Below are 19,649 nucleotides of genomic sequence, written 5' to 3' on the forward strand. Positions count from 1 at the left end.
CCCGACAGAGAACCGAAAGTATGATCGACGCCATCATGGGGCTCCTACGGAACTGGCTGCTGCCCGCCCTGTTGGCGATCGCCCAGTTGTCCTTCTGGCCGGGGCTCGCGCTCTCGCGCGGGCAGCCGGTGGAGACGACGGCGCTCGTCGTGGGCCTGGCCGTGACCGTGGTGGCCGTCGCCGTCCTGGAGCTGCGCCGGCGCCGGCCGGTCGCCACGGCGCTCGTCATCGACACCCTGCTGACCGCCGGGTTCGTCGTACCGGACCGGGCGCTGTCGGCCGCGGCGGTGGCGGGTGTGGTCGCGCTGTACTCGGTGGCGGTGCGGCGTCCCGCCCGTACGGCCGTCCTCGTCGCGTCCGTCCTGGTCGCCACGGGAGTGGTCAGGGCGCTGCTGCTGTACGACTCGTCGGTCGACGTGGGCGGTGAGGCCCTGGCGAGTCTCGCGGTGTACGCGGGAACCGTGGGGGCCGGTCGCAGCCGGCGCCGGTGGCTCGCCGGACGGCGGGCCGCCGAACGGGAGTTGGCGCGGGCCGAGGCCGTGCGCGTCACCGCGGCGACCACGGAGCGCCACCGGCTCGCCCGTGAACTCCACGACGTCAGCGCGCACCACCTCACCTCCGTGGTGGTCACCGCGAACGCCGCGCGCCACATCGGTGACCGCAACCCCCAACTGACCGCCGACGCGCTGCGGTTGGCGGCGGAGTCCGGGCGGGAGACCGTGGCCGCGCTGCACCGGCTCGTCGCGGTGATGCGGACCGCGGCGGCCGACGAGGAGAGCCCGCTCGCGGAGCGGGTGGCCGAACTCGCGGCGGGATGCGTACGCCTGGGCCAGCGCGTCGAGCTGGACATCGCCCCCGGCGCGGCCGGCCTGACGGGTCCGGTGGCCGAGGCCGCCTTCGGCATCGCCCGCGAGGCCCTCACCAACACACTGCGCTACGCCCCCGGCGCGACGGTACGCGTGGCGATCCGCGACGCGAACGGCACCCTGGACGTCCTGGTGGAGGACGACGCGACCCCACCCCCACCAGAAGCCACGAGCCCGGCATCCACCTCCGGCCCGGCGACGCCCTCCTCCCCCACCACCCCGCCGCAGGCCACGCAGGGTCTCGGTGGGGGGCGGGGGACCGCCGGTATGCGGGATCGGGCGCGCGGGGTCGGGGGGACGCTCGTGGCGGGGGCTCGGGGGGACGTCCCCGGGTGGGCGGTGCGGGCGCGGCTGCCGTGGCCGCCGTCGGGGGGTGGCGTCAACTCGGCCCGCCCGCACTGGAGTTGGACCGACGGGGCGACCGCGCTGGCCCTGACCGCGCTCCCGGTCGTCGTCGTGCTCATCGAGCGGCCCGGCGCCACCGTCACGGCCTGCCTGCCCGCCCTCCTGCACGCGCTGCCGCTGCTGTGGCGGCGCCGGGCCCCCTGGACCGCGCTCCTCGCGGTGCTGGTCACCGCCTGGATCCCGGCGCTCTGCCTGGCGTTCGGGCTGCTGCCGGCGGACGTGGCGTGGGCGCTGACCTTGGCGGGGGCCGGCGCGGAGTGCGTCGCCCTGTACGCGGTGGCGGCCTTCGCGGGCCCGGCCGGCCGCACCTGGCCGGCGATCGGGCTGGTCGCCGCCGGTCTCGCGGCCACGACGATCGCGCTGGGCCTGCTGGACGGCGCCGACGCGGCCCGGGCGGAGGGCATCGGCCCCTGGTTCCACGTCTTCCTCGGCGTCCTCCTCACGCTGCCCCTGGCCCTGGTGACGGCCGGCGTGTGGGGCGCGGGCGTCTTCGTGCGCAGGCGTCGCGAGTACGTCACCCGGCGGGAGGACAGCCATCTGACGGCGGTGGTGTGGTCCGCCGTCATCGAGGCGCACGCCGAGCGGCAGCGGATCGCCGCCGAGTTGCGTCAGGCCGTGCTGCGCCACGCGCACGAGGTGGTGGCTCACGCCGAACGCGACGACCTCGACGGCGCCGCGGACCAGGCCAGAGCGGGCCTGGCCGCCATGCGCGAACTCCTGGCCGTACTGAAGGGGACGACCGAACCGCTGAACGGGGCGACCGGCCCCTGACGCGAGCGGGGTGTCAGGGGCGCCCGGTTCAGCCGGCCTGTTCGGCGAGCGTGTGGGCGACGAGCGCGTTGGCGTGGCCGTGCCCGAGACCGTGTTCGCTCTTGAGCCAGGCGACGAGTTCCATGTGCCGGCTCAACGGCGACGACCGGATCAGTTCCTTCCACTCCGCGATCGGACGGCCGTACTTCTTCTCGATCGAGGGGAAATAGCCGGCGGGGCCCTTCACAGGTTCGGCCATGGCGGTCGCGTCCCTTCCTGTCCCGGCCGGGCCCGTCCCGGCCCGGCCCCGGTCGGTCACTTCAGATCCTCGGCCGTGTAGTAGTCGCTGCCGAGCAGGACGTACTCGTAGTTGGACTTGTCGACGCTGATCGGCTGGAGGAGGTACGCGGGGACCGCCTTGACCCCGTTCTTGTACGCGCGCCGGTTGTTCAGCTCGGGAATGTCGCCGTTGAGGATGTCGTCGGCCATTTCCGCGGCCCGCTCGGCGAGTTGCCGGAGGTCCTTGTAGACGGTCTGCGACTGCTCGCCCGCGATGATCGACTTCACCGAGGCCAGTTCGGCGTCCTGGCCCGTGATGACGGGCAGGGGGTTGCCGGCGGTGCCGTAGCCGTCCGCCTTCAGGGCGTTGAGAACGCCGATGGAGATGCCGTCGTACGGCGAGAGGACCGCGTCGACCTTCTGGGAGCCGTACGACTCGGCGAGGATCTCGGTCATCCGCTTCTGCGCGGTGGGCCCGTCCCACCGCAGCGTGGTGATGTCGGCCATGTCGGTCTGGCCGGACCGGACGACCAGCTGCTTGTTGTCCAGGTACGGCTGCAACAGGTGCATCGCGCCGTCGAAGAAGAACTTGGTGTTGTTGTCGTCGGGCGAGCCGGCGAACAGCTCGATGTTGAACGGGCCCTTGCCGTCCTCCAGGCCGAGCTTGTCGATGATGTGGCGGGCCTGGAGCCGGCCGACCTGCTCGTTGTCGAACGAGACGTAGTAGTCGACGTCCTTGGTGTTGAGGATGAGCCGGTCGTAGGAGATCACCGGGATGTCCGCGGCGGCGGCCTGCTTGAGCACCCCGTTGAGCGCCTTGTTGTCGATGGCCGCGACGATGAGCGCGTCGACCCGCTGCTGGACCAGCTTCTCGATCTGCGCGACCTGCCGCTTCGGGTCGTCGTCGCCGTAGACCAGCTTGGCCTTGTACCCCTTGGCCTCGAGGTCGCTCACGACGCTCTTGCCGTCGGTGAGCCAGCGCTCGGAAGCCCGGGTCGGCATGGCGATACCGATCGTGCCGCCCTCGGAGCGGGCCTCGACCTCCGCGCCGCCGCAGGCGGACACGGTGAGAGCGAGGGAGGTCGCTCCGGCGAGGGCCGCGAGGGCGGCTCTACGGTTGCGCATGGTGATCGTTTCCCGTTCTGGTGGTCGTGGGGGAGGCTGACGGCGCGCCGGATGACCGCGGACGGGCGGCGGAGCTGGGTGTACGAGTGGTCCCGGCAAGCAGCCGCACGGCGACCCCGCGAACGGCACGGGGCCGCCGAGGTCGTCGGGGGCTCGCCGCGCACCGGCCGTTCCGGCCCCGCCACCGGAACGCACCGTCACACGGGTCGTGCCGCGTCACGGCACTCCGACCACATAGGGGCTGATTTCGGTAATACGCGGGCACGGACCTTCAACCGTTCGAAATCTCGTCACATGGTCGGGATGATGGCGAGACATTAGGAGGGGATGTGCAGGGTGTCAACGGAACGAACACGATTGGTTGCAGAAACGTGTGGGGCGGGTGGTGCGGAAGTGTGGTGCGCCGGCGGGGCGGCGCACCGGGTGCCGTGTTGCTGCCGCACGCCCCCCGTACTGCTGCCGCGCCGGTGAAGCTGCTGGTCAGGGGCGGTAGGCGGCGCGGTTGTGGTACGTGACCTTGCCGGCGGCGAGCGTGGTGGGGGCGAAGAGCTGGTCGACCGTGACGAAGTGGAAGCCGCGGGCCGTGAGGGCCTTGATGATGCCCGGCACCGCGTCGACCGTCGTCCGGTGGATGTCGTGCATCAGGACGATGTCGCCGGGCCTGGTCTCCGCGTTGACGTACTTGACGAGCCGGGCCGAGTCCTTGTACTTCCAGTCGAGGGTGTCGACGCTCCAGTGCACCAGCGGGCGCCCGGCGGCCGACCGGACGGTCGCGTTGTGGGCGCCGTAGGGGGCACGGAAGGTGGTCGGCTTCTTGCCGGTCGCCTGCTTGATGGCCGTGTCGGTGCGGGAGAGCTGCGACTTGACCTTCGCGGCGCTGAGCTTGGTCAGATTCGCGTGGTCCCAGCTGTGGTTGCCTATCTGGTGGCCGGCCTGCGACGCGGCGCGCATCGTCGCCGGGTTCTTCTGGACGTTCGTGCCGACGGCGTAGAACGTGGCTCTGACGTTCCTGTCGTTCAGCATGCCCAGCAGCCGCTGGGTGTCCTTGACCGGCCCGTCGTCGAAGGTCAGGGCGACGCACTTCACCTTGCGGCAGTCGACGGCCCGGGGGGCGGCGGAGGCTGATGTGGCGGTGCCGACGAGCGTGGTGGCACACAGGGCTGAGGTGACGGCCGAGATCACGAGGCGACGTTGCATCGGGTCCTCCGGTGGCGGTGAACTTCCCTCTGAACTTCCCTTTCGGGCAACGGACTTCCCTGTAAGACGCACACGGCGCCGCCTTGGATGTACGCCAGGGGCAGCACGATGCGGAGCCGTTCGGACCACTTGGGCGGCCGGCCGTCCGCCCCTCGGTCCGCCCTCTCACGATCCGGTCCGGGGCCGCCCCCGCCTCCCCCGGCGCCCGCCCGCGAGTGTGGAGCAACTCGCTCTGGTCACAGGAGAGTTGAGAGGAGGGGAGAGGAGAGGAGCAGGGCGGGACAGGGGCGGGGTGGTCGTGTGAAGCGGCGTCGTCGGCCGAAGTCCGGGACCTCCGTGCCGCTCCAGCAGCAGGCCCGGCGGATGCTCGGCAGCCTTCTGTACGGCCCGGGCTCCATGCCGGCCGGCGCCGACCGGGCGGACCAGGCGGACCAGGCGGACCGGGCGGACCAGGCGCTCGACGTGCTCACGGAGTGCGCCGGGGTCTACGAGGCCCTCGCCGGGGCCGGTGGGTCCGACATGACGCCGCTCCTCGCGGACGTCCACACGCGCAAGGCCCAGGCGCCGACGAGTACGGCGATGGTGAGCGCAGGCCCCACCCGCCACATACGTGCACCGCACACCCTTGCCGGGAACTTAGGCCAGCCTTACAATGGTCAGTCGCACCACTCAGGGCCCCGGCCGTCACACCGGTCCGCCCGCGGCGAGCGCTCCACCGACGCAGCCTGGCCGTTCCTCCCCGGTGCCCCGAGGGCCTGGGAGGCACCCCCAGCCGGAACACGCTCACGGGACCCTCTCTTGAATCACGCATCTGCCACGCCCGTCGGTCTGTACGACCCCGCCCGCGACCACAGCGACTGCGGTGTCGGCTTCCTCACCCGCCTCGACGGGACAGCGAGCCATGACGTCATCCGCAAGGGCGACGAGGCGCTCCGCGCCATCCCGCACCGCGGCGGCTCCTCCGCGGAGGGCGTCGGCGACGGCGCGGGCGTCAGCGTCGATCTGTCGGTGGAGTTCTTCGGCGCGCTCACCGGCGAGGAGCTGCGCGCCGGGCACTTCGGCGTCGCCAACTGCTTCGTGCCGACCGACCCGGACCGCCGCGCCCACGCGGTCGGCCTCGTCGGCCGGTGCGTCGCCGAGCAGGGCTTCGAGACACTGCTCGTCCGGGACGTCCCCGTCGACCACAGCGTGGCCCGGCCCGCCGCCGAGCAGTACCAACTGCCCATCGTGCAGTGGGTGTTCCGCGCCCCGGAGGAGTGGTCGCGCGAGGACGTCGACGCGGCCGCCCACCGCGCGCTGCTCGCCGTCGAGGCCGTCGCCTACGCCGACGACACCCACGCCGGGCTCTACCCCCTGTCGCTGAGCGCGCGCACCCAGGTCCTCAAGGGCCGCCTCAACTCCGGTGAACTCGTACGGTACTTCCGCGACCTCACCGACCCCCGGCACTCCGTCCGGTCCCTGTACTTCCACACCCGGTTCTCCACGAACACCGAGCCGCACCCGACCATGGCGCAGCCGTTCCGGCTGATGGCGCACAACGGCGAGCTGAACACCGACCGCAAGAACCGGCTCTCCGACGAGGCCCTGGCGCGCGCCCGGACCCGCAGCATCGTGCGCCCGCCGGGGCAGTCCGACTCCAGCCGCCTCGACCAGACCCTGCAGAGCCGCGTGTTCGACGACGGTCTGGACCTCGTCGAGGCCGTCGTGTCGCTGATGCCGCCGGCCTGGGAGAACGACCGCACCCTGCCCGACGCCGTCCGCGCCATGCTGGAGTACTTCTCCCTCTACGAGGAGAAGAACGACGGCCCCGCCGCCCTCATCTTCAGCGACGGCGACGTCGTCGGCGCCCGCCTCGACCGGCTCGGGCTGCGCCCGCTGCGTACGGTCGAGACGGCGGAGTACCTGATGGTGGCCTCGGAGGCCGGCCAGGTCGCGTTCCCCGACGACGAGGTGGTGCACCGGGGCCGCATCGAGGCCGGCGGCATGCTCGTCGTCGACCACCGCGCCGGACGCGTGCTGCGCACCCGCGAGGTCCTCGACGCCCTCGCCGCGCGCCGCCCGTACGGCGAGCTGCTCGACGCGGCCCGGGTGAACCTCGACGACCTGCCCGCCCCCGATTACTACCGGGGCACGACGACCCTCGGCTACGACGGCGATCTGAGCCTCGCGGGCCGGTACGTGGCGTACGCGCTGAACCAGGAGAGCTTCCGGTTCATGCTCGACCCGATGCTCGCCACCGGCTCGGAGCGGATCTCGGCGATGGGCTACGGCAACGCCATCAACGCGCTCAGCGACACCGAGGGCGGCATGGCGAAGTACTTCTCGCAGCGGTTCGCCCAGGTCACCAACCCGCCGCTGGACAGCATCCGCGAGGCCGACGGCATGAGCATGCGGGTCGCGCTCGGCCCGAAGCCCGACGGCACCCACGCCACCAACGGCCGCCAGCTCGTCGTCTCCTCGCCGGTGCTCGGGCATCTCGACATGGTCCGGCTGCGGGACCAGCGGATCGTGCCGCTGGAGCGGTTCGCCATGCTCTACGAGCCCGTCGCCGGCGACGAGACCGCGAACGCGGACGCGCTGCGGACGGCGCTGCACCGGCTCTGCGACGACGTCGAGCGGTTCGCCGCCGAGCAGGGCGGCATCGCGCTGCTCACCGACCGGGCCGTCTCCTCCACGCGGGCGCCGCTGCCCGTGATCCTCGCCGTCGCCGCCGTCAACCAGCGGCTCATCGAGACCGGGCTGCGGCTGCGCGTCTCGCTCGTCGTGGAGAGCGGCCAGCTGGCGTCCTCGCACCATGTCGCGACCGCGCTCGGCTTCGGCGCCTCCGCCGTCTACAGCCTGAGCGCGCGGCTGCGCGCCGAGGAGAAGTTCCCCAGCGCCGCGGCACCCGCCGGCGAGATCACCGAGACCGACCGGGCGCTCGCCAAGTTCCGCAAGGCGGCCGAGAAGTCCCTCGCCAAGACCATGGGCCGCGTCGGTCTGTGCACCGCCGAGAGCTACATCGGCGGCGAGTTCTTCGAGCCCAACTACCTCGACACCCGCGACGACGTCTTCGCCCGGACCTTCCCGCACATGGAGGCCCCGGTCGGCGGTGTCGGGTTCGCCCGTATCGCACAGGCCGCCACGGACTGGCACGAGCGGGCCCGCACAGTGGAGACCGAGCAGCAGATCCCGCTGCTCGGGCTGTTCAAGGAACGGTCGGACGGCGCCGGGCACTCCTTCGGCGTCACGGCCGTACGCGGCTTCGGCGACATGGTCGAGGAGCGGCCGGAGTTCGGGAAGCCCGACGACTCCGACGCGCTGCGCCTGCTCACCCTCGGCCAGCTCGACGACGCGTTCGGCATCACCGACACCGCGTACCGGAACACCGGCTACGACGCGCTCAGCGACGCCGAGATCGACGCGTTCCGGATCACCCCCGGCTACCGCGCCTTCCTGCGGACCACGCACGAGGAGCGTTCCCGCCGCCCGGCCGCGCTGCGGGACGTGCTCGCACTGCCCGCCGATGTCACGGGCCTGCGTACGGCCGAGGACTTCGCCCGGGAGCTGGGCCGGTTCTCCACGGACGGGAACGCGAGCGTCACGGTGCGCGGGATGGCCGTGACGGTCACGGCGGAAGGCGTCCACCTGCGCCTCACCTCCCCGGGGCCCGAGGCAGCCGAGCGTCATGCGGCCCTCGCCGACGGCCTCGCCCGCCTCGGTGACGTCCGGGCCGTCGCCGTGGACGCCGAGGGGGTCGTCGTCACCGCCTCCGGCACCGCCGCCCGGCTCCTCGCCCTCCTCGACAGCGCCCCCGACAGCGTCCCGCTCGACGAGGTCCAGCCCGCGCACGAGATCACCCGCTCGCTCGCCTCCGGCGCGATGAGCCACGGCGCGCTCGTGGCCACCGCGCACGAGGCCGTCGCCCACGGCACCAACATGGTCGGCGCCCTGTCGAACAGCGGAGAGGGCGGCGAGCACCACACCCGGTACGGCACCATCCGGGGCTCCCGGATCAAGCAGTTCGCCTCCGGCCGCTTCGGCATCTGGGCGGGCTATCTCGCCGACCCGATGCTCCAGGAGCTGGAGATCAAGATCGGGCAGGGCGCCAAGCCCGGCGAGGGCGGCCAGCTGCCCGCGCCGAAGGTCACCGTGGACATCGCGGCGGCGCGCGGCGGCACCCCCGGCATCGAGCTGATCTCCCCTCCCCCGCACCACGACACGTACTCCATCGAGGACCTCGCCCAGCTCATCCACGACTGCAAGGCCGCCCGCGTCCGCGTCATCGTCAAGCTGGTCTCCTCGGAGGGCATCGGCACCATCGCGGTCGGCGTCGCCAAGGCCGGCGCGGACGTCATCAACGTCGCCGGGAACACCGGCGGCACGGGCGCCGCGGCCGTCACCAGCCTCAAGTACGCCGGGCGTTCGGCGGAGATCGGCGTCGCCGAGGTCCATCAGGCGCTCGTCGCCAACGGGCTGCGGCAGAAGGTCGTGCTGCGCTGCTCCGGCGCCCACCAGACCGGCGGTGACGTCGTCACCTCGGCCCTGCTCGGCGGCGACAGCTTCGAGTTCGGCACGACCGCGCTGATGATGCTCGGCTGCGTCATGGCGAAGAACTGCAACGTCAAGTGCCCGGCCGGGCTCACCACCAACCCGGAGGTCTTCGAGGGCGACCCGCGCGCCCTCGCCCAGTACCTCCTGAACATCGCGCACGACGTCCGGCAGATCCTCGCCCGCCTCGGCCTGCGCTCGCTGCGCGAGGCCCGGGGCCGTACGGACCTGCTCCAGCTCCTCGACCACCCGGCGAGCGTCGGCCGTCTCGACGTACGGCGGCTGCTGGCCCGCGTGCCGGAGAAGGTCGTCGAGCACCCGGAGTACCTGGAGAAGGACTTCACCACCGACGACGCCCTGATCGAGCGGGTCCGCGAGGCGCTCCTCGACCGGCGCGAGCCGTCCCTGCTCGTCGAGGACGTTCGCCTCGGCAACAGCGACAAGTCGGTGGGCGGCCAGCTGAGCATCGACATCGAGCGGCTGCTCAACCACCAGGACGCCGCTGCCGTCCCGGCGGTCACGACGGACGACCGCGGCCGCCGCCGCCTCGTCGACGACGCGGTCCGCATCCGCACCACCGGCTCGGCCGGACAGTCGTACGGCGTGTTCTGCAACGACGGCATCACCCTCGAACACACCGGCACCGCCAACGACGGCGTCGGCAAGAGCCAGAGCGGCGGCCGGATCGTCGTCCGCGCCCCCGGCGGCGGCAGCGCCGAACGCGGCGGCAACGTGCTCGTCGGGAACTTCGCGCTGTTCGGCGCGACCGGCGGCCGGACCTTCGTACAGGGCGAGGCCGGCGACCGGTTCGCCGTGCGCAACTCCGGCGCGACGGCCGTCGTCGAGGGCGTCGGCGACTTCGGCTGCGAGTACATGACCGGCGGCACCGTCCTCAACCTCGGCGGCTTCGGCAAGGGCCTCGGCAACGGCATGAGCGGCGGGTTCCTCTACCAGTACGACCCCTCCGGCGAGCTGCCCGGCCGGGTCAGCGCCGACTCGCTGCTCGTCTTCCCCGTGACCGACACCGCGCACGGCGCCTTCCACGAGGAGGCCGTACGGCTGCTGCTGACCTGGCACGTGGAGGCCACCGGCTCGCCGCTCGCGGCCCGGCTGCTGGAGAACTGGCCGAGCGAGCGGGAGCACGTGTACTGCGGGATGCCCCGCGCGCTGCTGCTCTACCAGGACGCCGGTGAGATCCTCGCGGCGGCGACCCGGAATGAGCTGTTGGACGAACTGGCGACCTCCATCGCGACGGACAAGCTCCGCGCGTTCAAGGTCGACTACCGCGACCGCCGCACCGTCCTCGGCGGCCGGGCCCCCGCCTTCGGCGACCGGGGCAGCGACGACATGTTCTCCCTGCTGTCGTCGTACACGGTGCTCGGCGTCGCGCAGGACCTCGCGCTCCAGCGGGTGCCCGGCGCGAGCGGCCCGGACGACCCGAAGGTCACGGAGGCCGTGCGGAACCTGATCCTCACCGAGGACTTCTTCGTCAAGCAGCGGGTCGTGAAGTACCTGCGCGGCACGCTGGACCGCTTCGACGACGGCGAACTCGCCACGCTCATCGCGATTCTGCGGCTCGACGACTACAAGCGCGCGCTGAAGCAGCGCAACAACCTCAGCGTGGACGCGCCCGGCACCTACGGCTGGATCGTCCACCAGACCACGAAGAACGCGGGCCGCGTGCGCGCCGCCCGGTTCGACGAACTGCTCGCGAACGCCGCGCTCGACGACCTCGCCGCGCGCCTCGCCCCGCAGGCCCCGACCGAGACGGTGACCGCGTGACCCTCCTGCCCCCGGCCCTGCCCGCGACCGGTTCGGCCCTCCCCCCGACCGGCTCCCTCATCCCGGCCGACGCGCCGTTCTCCGCCCAGCAGGAGGCCTGGCTCGCCGGGTTCCTCGCCGGTGTGGCGGCCGCCGGACGCCGGCAGGGCGCGGGCTCCGACGCGCCCACGGCGACGATCGACGTCCTGATCGGCACCCAGACCGGCAACGCCGAGCTGGTCGCCGAGGACGTCGTCGCCGGCGCCCGCGCCCGCGGCCTCGGCGGCCGGACCACCGCCCTCGACGACGTCACCCCCGAGGCGCTCGCCGCGATGTCCCACGTCCTCGTCGTCACCTCGACGTACGGCGAGGGCGAGATGCCCGACAACGCCGGGCTGTTCTGGGAGGCGATGCAGTCCGACACCGCGCCCCGTCTGGAGGGCGTGCGCTACGCCGTCCTCGGGCTCGGCGACCGGGGCTACGACGACTTCTGCCAGGCCGCGAAGGTCATCGACACCCGGCTGGAGCAGTTGGGGGCGACCCGGCTGCACGAACGCGTCGACTGCGACGTGGACTTCGAGGAGCCGGCGGCCGAGTGGACGGCGGCGGTCCTGGAGCGCCTGGTCGCGGAGACCGGCGCGCCGGGCACGGGCACGACCGCGTCGAAGTCGCCGGAGGCGCCCGCACGCCCGCGCTCCCCGTGGAACAAGCGCACCCCGTACCCGTCCCGGCTCACCGAGAACCGGTTGCTGTCCTCCCCGCACAGCGCGAAGGAGATCCGCCACTACGAGTTCGACCTCGGCGACAGCGGCATCACCTACGAGGCCGGCGACGCACTGGCCGTCGTACCGCTGAACGACGAGGCGCTGGTCGGGGCGTTGCTGGAGCACCTGGGCGCGGGCGGCGACGCGGAGACGGCCGAACTCCTGCGCACCGAGCGGGAGATCCGCACTCCGTCGAAGGAGCTGATCGCCGACCTCGTGGACCGGGCCCCCACGAGCGAGCTGGCCTCGGTCGTCGCCCACGGCGACCGCTCGGACCTGGACTCCTGGCTCTGGGGCCGGGACGTACTGGACCTGCTCCGGGACGCCGGCTCCAAGGCCCCCACCCTCGCCGAACTCCTCCCCCTCCTGCGGCCGTTGCAGGCCCGCCAGTACTCGATCTCGTCGAGCCCGCTGGCCCACCCGGGCAGCGTCCACCTCACGGTCGCGTCCGTCCGCTACGGCCGCTACGGGGGCGTCGCGTCGACCTACCTCGCGGACCGGGTCGGCGCGGACGCCACGGTGGGCGTCTACCTCCAGCCGAACGCCGCCTTCGGCGTCCCGGCCGACGACGACGCCCCGATGGTCATGATCGGCCCCGGCACCGGCATCGCGCCCTTCCGCGGCTTCCTGCACGAGCGGGCCGCGCGGGGCGCCACCGGCCGCAACTGGCTGTTCTTCGGCGACCGGCACCGCGAGACGGACTTCGTCTACGAGGACGAGCTGACGGACCTCCGCCGACGCGGCGTCCTCACCGAACTCGACCTCGCCTTCTCCCGCGACCAGGCCGAGAAGGTCTACGTCCAGACGCGGATGCGGGAGCGGTCGCGGGAGCTGTACGCGTGGCTGGAGGACGGCGCGCACGTCTACGTCTGCGGCGACGCCTCCCGGATGGCGAAGGACGTCGAGGCGGCCCTGCTGGGCGTCATCGCCGAGCAGCGTGGGCGCGGCGACGACGACGCGGCGGAGTACCTGGCCGCGCTCCGCCGGGCGAAGCGCTACGTACGGGACGTGTACTGACCATGACCGACCAGCACGGCTGCGGCTTCGAGGCATGCTGCGGCCGACGGTCCGGCACCGCACGCCTGATCGATCCCCGGATGCCGGAACTGGCCCGCAGCCTGACCCTCTTCCGCTACGTCCAGGCACTCACCGGCGGCCCGGTCGCCCGGATCGACCAGGCGGGCAGCTACGCGGTACCGAGCCTGCGCGGCGAGGCGTTCGCCGTCCATCCGGGCTCGGACTCGATCGCGCTGCGCCTGGACGCCGACGGGGTGACCTCGGCGGTGGTCACCCGGGACGCCGAGGACGCGGTCTCGATACGCCTGCTCGACCCGTACGGCCGGGCCGTGCACGAGGGGCGCCTGCTGTCGGAGGGAGACCGCCTCCTGGCCGGACTCGCGGGGACGGTCGAGGCGGGGTCAGGGACGAGGACGGCCCCGTCACCCCCCGTCCCCACCTGGGAGAACGGTGACCAACTCGCCCAGCTGGACGCGATCCTCGCGGACGGCGGTTCAGCCCGGCGCGCGGCGTTCACCCGCCACGGCGGCGAGCACCGCGAGGTGGATCCCGCCCTCATCCCCTCCGTCCTGGACCATGTCTGCTCGGTCGGCCTGCCCATCGGCGTCGCGGTGTTCGCCCCGTCGGCGATGCAGGCGTGCGCGGGCCAGGTCCACGTCACCGACCGCACGGTCAAAGGACGCGTGTACGCGGCGGTGGCGAACGCCTCCCTGGAGCTGGACCTCCCCGCCGTCCACTCCTGCCACCTCGTCCGCTCCCCCGCCGCCCACGGCCCCACGTCCGCCCTCGAACTCGACGACGAACACGGCGACTGCGTCGCGGTGATCACCCAGTTCGGGATGGTGGGGGAGCAGACACACGGGGCGTGGGAGCAGCTGACGGCATCCCTGCCGGACGCGTAGGAGGTCCGAGCCATGGTCTCGCGAGTCGGGTGCCACTCACGCCTCAGCCATCTTGCTGCTCAGGTTCACGGCCGCCACCATGGCCCCCAAGAGCACCTCTTTCCAGGAGTACCGCTCTGGCTCCGATCCGGTTCCGGGTGGCCATCGCCGCCTGAGCTCACGGACAGTCCTCCCGCCGGCCTATGCGGGGGTGTAGTAGTGACTGGTGAAGGGGCAGTTTTCCAGGGCTGCGCTATTCGGCCGCCTGGAGGATCGACGTATGAGCACCGACCCTCTGCCAGCGTCCGGGTGGCCGAGGCGCTCACCCGGCGGTTCCCGGGCCGAGACGCACCTGCGGTGTGCACACACTGCCGTCCAGCTATGCCCGTGACACCTTCTGCCTCCCAGGCGAGCCTCTCGTGAAGCGCCTTGAGAGGCCATGGCTGATGCCTCGTTCAGATCGCGCTTTCAGGAATGCTCGTCAGCTTGGTCTTCGAGGGACCTCTCTTTGAGAACTCCGACAAGGGCTGAGGCGACGAGGGCGACAGCGCTGTCGTCGTCGTGGGCCAGTCGGCGCAGGACCTCCTGCGCGGTGGTTCCCGCGAGCTCGACCAGCGCCTGGGTAAGGCGGATCCGTGTCACGGAGTCCGCGGTGGGCGCGGCCAGTTCGTCGACCAGGGCGGTCGTGATCCAGTCCCTGCACCGGGGGTCCAGGGATAGCGTTCCCAGAACCTCCGCCGCGTCCACGTCGTTGGAGCCCTCCACCACCATGCTGACGAGTGTGGGCACGGCCGCGGCCACGCCCTGCCTGCCCAGAGCCAGAGCAGCGTGCCTGCGCACCGTCGTGTCCGGGTCCCCGAGGGCGTCCGCGAGCATCGCGGTAGCACCCGGAGCCTCTGGCAGCTCGGCGATCGCCAGCACCGCGCGCCGCCGGATGTCGGCGTCCCCCGAGTGGGTGCCGGCATACAGTGTCGCCACACCGTCGCCGCCCGATCGGGCGAGCGCCCAGCGCAGGGCGCCTGCGACGTGCGGGTCTGATTCGGTCAGGACCGCCCCAGCCAGCAGGTCGGCGGGTACCGACACGTCCTCCGGCCGGGCCAGGACGGCCTGCTGTCTGCGCGCGGCGCTGGGCGAGTTGAGTTCCCGCATGAGTGCGACGATGCGTAGAACTCCCTGCCAGTCGGTGGGCGCCGACGCGTCGATCGCACGGAGCCGCTCGAGCAGCTCCTGTTCCCGCGCCAGGCGGTCCTCAGTCCGCCGGATGAGGTCGCTGACCAGGGTGGACGGCGTGAAGGCCGGGTCCTCCAGCGCGCGCCCGATCTGCTTGAGCGAGAGCCCGAGGGACCGCAGGCTCTCCACATGGAAGATCCTGCGGACATCCTCGGCGGAGTACTCCCGGTAGCCACCGACAGTGCGGCCCGTGGGCCGCACCAACCCCAGGGCGTCATAGTGCCGGAGCATCCGGGTGCTCACCCCGGAGCGGCGGGCCACATCGCCGATCAGCAATCCCCGCCCTCCGATGCCTCTGCAGCCTTCGCGGCCTCCATCGACTCGGTCGTCTCCGCGGGCTCGGCGGCCTCCGAGGTTTCGGTGCCTGCCGACGCAGCCGCGGCGGCAGCGGCTCGTTCCGGACCGAGTGCGACCACGCGCTTCGCCTCGTCCAGGGCCACGTCGAAACCGGTCTCCGGGTTCTGCCGGAGCAACTCGGTGGCACGGGCGTGCGCGGCCACCGCCGGGTCGGAACTCTCCGCGGCCCTCTCCAGGGCCGACCTGATCACGTCACCGAGGTCGGCCAAGGCCCGGCTGAGACTCAGCTGCACGGTGCGGTCGCCACGGCCGAGTTGCAGAACCAGTTCGTCGGCCAGGTCCTTCTCCTCGCCGTCGGGCACGAGGACGACCGCGACGCGCCACGCGGTCCGCGCGACCTCGTCGTCGGCGTCCCGCAACATGTCGCGGGTGACCCAGGCCCACGTGCTCTTGTCGCCGATCTTGGAGAGTGTGTGCAGCGCCTGGCTGCGGGCCTGGGTACGCTCGGAGTCGAGCTCATGGCGGATCCGGGGCAGGGTGGTCTCCGGCGGGAGGCGGGTCAGCGCCCAGGACAGCATGTCTCGTACGAAGAAGTCCGGCTCTACCGCACACCGCTCGACGAGCGTCTCCAGAAACACGGGGTCGGGGTTCGAGCCGACCGCCAGGGCCGTCTGAAGCCGGACCGACGAGTCCTCGGCGCCCAGGGCGTTGGTCACACGGGTGTTCTGCGGGGTTATGTCGGTCGTGTTGATCGGGACCACCTCCTGCGCCCAAGTGAAAACCTTGTCACGGTGTCAAGGTCAAGCTAGTGGTCGGCGAATATGGCGACGTCCTGGTCGCAGCGCGGCGTTCAGGGCTGCGGGTTCTTGCGGGCGGTGAGCATCGCGCGGAACGCGTCGACGGCGGCCTGGTCTACTGATGAAGCGGCAGCGTTCCGGCCGTGCGCTATTCGGTGGCTTTCCGGGCTGCCAGGTAGTCCGCCCAGCTGTCCTGCGCCAGTACGGACCACTCGACGGCGGTGTTGACGTGGACGCCGAAGAGGTCGCTGGTGACGTTTCGGTGGGAGATCAGCAGCGATGGCGATCATCGCCGTGTTGTGGGCCGCGAGGGTCGGCAACCCGAGCCCGCAGGCCCCCGACGGCAAGGAGCCGCTGAAGAACCTCGCCCAGACGTTCCCCCAGCAGTTCCCCGACGCGAAGTACGACGTCAAGCGGGTGATCTCCGAGGGCGACCTCGTCGTCGTGCACTCCAACCTCGTCTTCACCCCCGGCACGCGCGGCTTTGCCGTCTTCGACATCTTCCGCGTCCAGGGCGGGAAGCTCGCCGAGCACTGGGACACCGGCCAGGAGGTCCGGGCTGGGCGGCTACTTCAACCAGTTCCCGCAGCTGACCATCACCCGGAAGCGCGTCGTCGCCGAGGGTGACCTGGTCGCGGTCCACGCCCACTACGTCAACGCGCCCGGCGAGCGGGGCCAGGCCGTCGTCGACCTGTTCCGGGTACGGAACGGGAAGATCGTCGAGCACTGGGACGTGACCCAGAACGTCCCCGAGACCTCGGCGAACGACAACACCATGTTCTGAGAGACGCCTGGAACCCGCCCACGAACCGGTCCGTCAGCGCGTACGGACCGCTTCGTGGGCGGTGCTCTCGGCCGCCGCGGCGATGTTGCGGGCCATGGCGCCGAAGACCGCCGCGTGGAAGGGGGCCACGCTCCACCAGTACGCGTGCCCGGCGAGACCGTGCGGGTGGAACAGCGCCCGCTGCCGGTAGACCGTACGACCCTCCTCGTCCCGGTCGACGGTCATCTCCAGCCAGGCCAGGCCCGGCAGCCGCATCTCCGCGCGCAGCCGCAGCAGCCGGCCCGGCTCGATCTCCTCGACCCGCCAGAAATCGAGGCTGTCGCCGACGCGCAGCCGGGTGGCGTCGCGGCGGCCCCGGCGCAGACCGACCCCGCCGACCAGGCGGTCCGCCCAGCCGCGCAGGGACCAGGCCACGGGCGAGGAGTACCAGCCGTTCTCGCCGCCGATCGCCTCCACCACCCGCCACAGCGCCCGCGGCGACGCCGCCACCACCCGCTCCCGGCGATCCTCGTACAGGCTGCCGCCCGCCCAGTCGGGGTCGGTCGGCAGCGGGTCGCTCGGGGCGCGGGGCGTCGCGGCGGAGGACCACCGGGTCGCCACGTCGGCGTCCCGCACCCGCCGCAGGGCCAGCGCGATCGCCCGGTCCAGGCCGACCGGCCCCTCCGGCGGGTCGGGCACGTAGCGGACGATGTCCCGCTCGCCGCAGACCACTTCGTGTCGCAGCGACTCGACGAGCGGGCGGGCGAGTGCGCCCGGCACGGGGGTGACCAGCCCGACCCAGAGGCTGGACAGCCAGGGGGTGAGCGGCGGCACGGGCACGATCACCCGCCTCGGCAGCTCCGCGACGGCCGCGTACCGCCGCATCATCTCCTCGTACGTCACGACGTCCGGCCCGCCGATGTCGAAGGTCCGGTTCACGTCGCCCGGCAGCCCCGCGCAGCCCACGAGGAGACGGAGCACGTCCCGGACGGCGATCGGCTGGATACGGGTACGCACCCAGCTCGGCGTCACCATCACGGGGAGCCGCTCCGTGAGATGCCGCAGCATCTCGAACGAGGCCGAGCCCGACCCGATGATCACGGCGGCGCGGAGCACGGCGGTCGGCACGCCCGAGGCCAGCAGCACCCGGCCGACCTCGGCGCGGGACCGCAGATGGGGCGAGAGCTCGTGCTCGGGCACTCCGGCCGGGGTGAGTCCGCCGAGGTAGACGATCCGCCGCACCCCGGCGGCGCGCGCCCGCTCCCCGAAGACCTCGGCCGCCCGCCGGTCGGTCTCCTCGAACCCCCGCCCGGTGCCGAGGGCGTGCACGAGGTAGTACGCGACGTCGACGCCCTCCATGGCCGCCCCGACGGACTCCCCGTCGGTCACGTCCCCGCGCACGACCTCCGCCCGCCCGGCCCACGGATGATCCCGCAGCTTCCCGGGCGAACGCGCCAGACACCGCACCTCGTACCCGGCGTCCAGCAGCTCCGGCGCGAGCCGCCCCCCGATGTACCCGGTGGCCCCGGTGACCAGACAGCGCTGGGGGCGGTCGTCGCGGTACGCACGGTTCGCGCTCATACAGGCACCGACCTCCGTCGCGGCCCCTCGGCCCATGCTCAGCGCCGCACGCGGGCACCGCAACCTCGCCACGAAGCCAGCCGCGCCACGGAAGCTACGGAACTTGCCGGTAGATCTCGCGACGGTTGCCCCCGGCCAGGACCCACACGATCAACCGGCCGCCCTCAACGAGGACACGGACGCCGACCGCGCGGAGGCCGCCGTCCCCCACGCTTGGCTACGCTGGAGGAGAGGCGCCCATAGCAGGGCAAGAGCGGGCAATTTCCCTAAGGAACCGAACATGGGTCTCGGTGTCGGCCTTTCGGCCGTGAAACGTAGGGCCCTCGGGCGGGCGGGCGCGGCGGTCGTGGTCGCCGTCGGGCTGGTCCTGACCGGGGCGTGTGGCGGCGGGGACGGGGGCGGCGGGAGCGGGGGTGACGACCTCAGCGTCGGCGTGCTGCTGCCGGGCGGCGGAGCCTCCCGCTTCGGGCAGTTCGACCGGCCCCTGATCGAGAAACGCCTGAAGGAGCTGTGCCCCGGCTGCCCGGCGGCGCGCGTCGCCGCCACCGCCGAACCGGCCGTCCAGCGGCAACAGCTCGACGCCATGATCACCAGAGGCGTCGACGTCCTGATCGTCGCCGCCGTCGACCCCAAGGCGCTGCGCTCGTCGATCGAGGCCGCCGAGCGGGCCGACATCCCGGTCGTCGCCTACGACCGGCTCGCCCAGGGCCCCATCTCCGGCTACGTCACCTTCGACGGCGACACGGTCGGCAGACTCCAGGCCGAGGAACTCCTGAAGGCCATGGGCGACAAGGCCGACGGCGGCCAGATCGTCATGATGAACGGCGCGACCACCGACCCCAACGCCGGCTGGTACAAGCGCGGGGCGCTCTCCGTCCTGGAGGGCGAGGTGAAGATCGGAAAGTCGTACGACACCGTCGGCTGGCGGCCGGAGAACGGCTACGTCAACATGAGCGGCGCCATCTCCGCCCTCGGCGCCGAGAACATCGACGGCGTCCTGGCCGCCAACGACAGCCTCGCCGGCGCGGTGGTCTCCGCCCTCAACGCCAGTGCCGTACGGCCGCTGCCGCCGGTCACCGGCCAGGACGCCGACCTCGCGGCCATTCAGCGCATCGTGCAGGGCAGCCAGCACATGACCGTCTACAAGCCGTTCGAACCGGCGGCCGACGCCGCCGCCGAGATGGCCGTCGCACTGGGGCGCGGCGAGCCGGTCGACGACATCGCCACGGGCACCGTCGACAGCCCCACCGACGACGACATCCCGGCGGTCCTCCTGCCCTCGGTCGCGGTGACGGCCGACAACATCGAGGAGACTCTGGTCAAGGACGGTATGTACACCATCGACCAGATCTGCACCCCGAAGCTCCGGCCCGCGTGCGACAGGGCCGGACTCACCCCGTGAGCCT

The 19,649-nt window shown here is 72.4% G+C and carries 13 protein-coding genes; 7 read left to right on the plus strand and 6 right to left on the minus strand.

Annotated elements, in window-relative coordinates:
- The first annotated feature begins 20 nt into the window (after nt 1-20).
- Nucleotides 21-2,042 carry a sensor histidine kinase gene (locus ACZ52C_RS10330; protein ID WP_469074311.1) on the plus strand — a complete coding sequence of 674 codons (2,022 nt, stop codon included), beginning with the start codon at nt 21-23 and terminating at the stop codon, nt 2,040-2,042.
- Between the two features lie 28 nt (nt 2,043-2,070).
- On the opposite strand, the gene ACZ52C_RS10335 is transcribed toward ACZ52C_RS10330, so the two are convergent.
- The 3 genes from ACZ52C_RS10335 to ACZ52C_RS10345 all read right to left on the minus strand — a co-directional run bounded on the left by ACZ52C_RS10335 (nt 2,071) and on the right by ACZ52C_RS10345 (nt 4,622).
- Nucleotides 2,071-2,280 (minus strand): DUF4287 domain-containing protein, encoded by a 210-nt coding sequence (locus ACZ52C_RS10335; protein WP_045558738.1) that lies wholly within the window; start codon nt 2,278-2,280, stop codon nt 2,071-2,073.
- A gap of 56 nt (nt 2,281-2,336) precedes the next feature.
- Nucleotides 2,337-3,425 carry a multiple monosaccharide ABC transporter substrate-binding protein gene (gene chvE, locus ACZ52C_RS10340; RefSeq protein WP_469074312.1) on the minus strand — a complete coding sequence of 363 codons (1,089 nt, stop codon included), beginning with the start codon at nt 3,423-3,425 and terminating at the stop codon, nt 2,337-2,339.
- A gap of 480 nt (nt 3,426-3,905) precedes the next feature.
- Nucleotides 3,906-4,622 carry a polysaccharide deacetylase family protein gene (locus tag ACZ52C_RS10345; RefSeq protein WP_469074313.1) on the minus strand — a complete coding sequence of 239 codons (717 nt, stop codon included), beginning with the start codon at nt 4,620-4,622 and terminating at the stop codon, nt 3,906-3,908.
- A gap of 798 nt (nt 4,623-5,420) precedes the next feature.
- Between ACZ52C_RS10345 and ACZ52C_RS10350 the strand changes: the two genes are divergently transcribed.
- From ACZ52C_RS10350 to ACZ52C_RS10360, 3 genes are read left to right on the plus strand one after another with little or no spacing between them, the layout of a single operon-like run.
- Entirely contained in the window at nt 5,421-10,934 is a 5,514-nt protein-coding gene (locus ACZ52C_RS10350) for a glutamate synthase-related protein (protein ID WP_469074314.1), read from the plus strand.
- Nucleotides 10,931-12,694, plus strand: coding sequence for a diflavin oxidoreductase (locus ACZ52C_RS10355; protein WP_469074315.1), 1,764 nt, complete (start codon nt 10,931-10,933; stop codon nt 12,692-12,694). Before ACZ52C_RS10350 ends, ACZ52C_RS10355 begins: the two co-directional genes overlap by 4 nt.
- Nucleotides 12,695-12,696: 2 nt before the next feature.
- Nucleotides 12,697-13,596, plus strand: a complete 900-nt coding sequence (locus tag ACZ52C_RS10360; RefSeq protein WP_469074316.1) for a hypothetical protein — start codon at nt 12,697-12,699, stop codon at nt 13,594-13,596.
- Between the two features lie 447 nt (nt 13,597-14,043).
- Here ACZ52C_RS10360 and ACZ52C_RS10365 read toward each other — a convergent pair whose 3' ends face one another.
- Together ACZ52C_RS10365 and ACZ52C_RS10370 are read right to left on the minus strand one after the other, a co-directional pair.
- A complete protein-coding gene (locus ACZ52C_RS10365; RefSeq protein WP_469074317.1) occupies nt 14,044-15,081 on the minus strand; it encodes a MerR family transcriptional regulator in 1,038 nt (345 codons plus the stop codon).
- Nucleotides 15,075-15,818, minus strand: a complete 744-nt coding sequence (locus tag ACZ52C_RS10370; RefSeq protein ID WP_469074318.1) for a HEAT repeat domain-containing protein — start codon at nt 15,816-15,818, stop codon at nt 15,075-15,077. The genes ACZ52C_RS10365 and ACZ52C_RS10370 overlap by 7 nt, the downstream gene beginning before the upstream one ends.
- Nucleotides 15,819-16,178: 360 nt before the next feature.
- On the opposite strand from ACZ52C_RS10370, the gene ACZ52C_RS10375 reads away from it, so the two are divergent.
- Together ACZ52C_RS10375 and ACZ52C_RS10380 are read left to right on the plus strand one after the other, a co-directional pair.
- On the plus strand, nt 16,179-16,526 hold the full coding sequence (locus ACZ52C_RS10375; protein WP_469074319.1) for a nuclear transport factor 2 family protein: 348 nt from the start codon (nt 16,179-16,181) through the stop codon (nt 16,524-16,526).
- A complete protein-coding gene (locus ACZ52C_RS10380; protein WP_469074785.1) occupies nt 16,459-16,683 on the plus strand; it encodes a nuclear transport factor 2 family protein in 225 nt (74 codons plus the stop codon). Before ACZ52C_RS10375 ends, ACZ52C_RS10380 begins: the two co-directional genes overlap by 68 nt.
- Before the next feature lie 33 nt (nt 16,684-16,716).
- Here the strand turns inward: ACZ52C_RS10380 and ACZ52C_RS10385 are convergent, their stop codons facing one another.
- Nucleotides 16,717-18,243, minus strand: a complete 1,527-nt coding sequence (locus ACZ52C_RS10385; RefSeq protein WP_469074320.1) for an SDR family oxidoreductase — start codon at nt 18,241-18,243, stop codon at nt 16,717-16,719.
- A gap of 280 nt (nt 18,244-18,523) precedes the next feature.
- On the opposite strand from ACZ52C_RS10385, the gene ACZ52C_RS10390 reads away from it, so the two are divergent.
- The gene (locus ACZ52C_RS10390) at nt 18,524-19,645 is read left to right on the plus strand and encodes a sugar ABC transporter substrate-binding protein (RefSeq protein WP_469074321.1); all 1,122 of its coding nucleotides are present in this window, start codon (nt 18,524-18,526) and stop codon (nt 19,643-19,645) included.
- Nucleotides 19,646-19,649 lie beyond the last annotated feature (4 nt).

Source organism: Streptomyces sp. NPDC034049 (assembly GCF_055575575.1).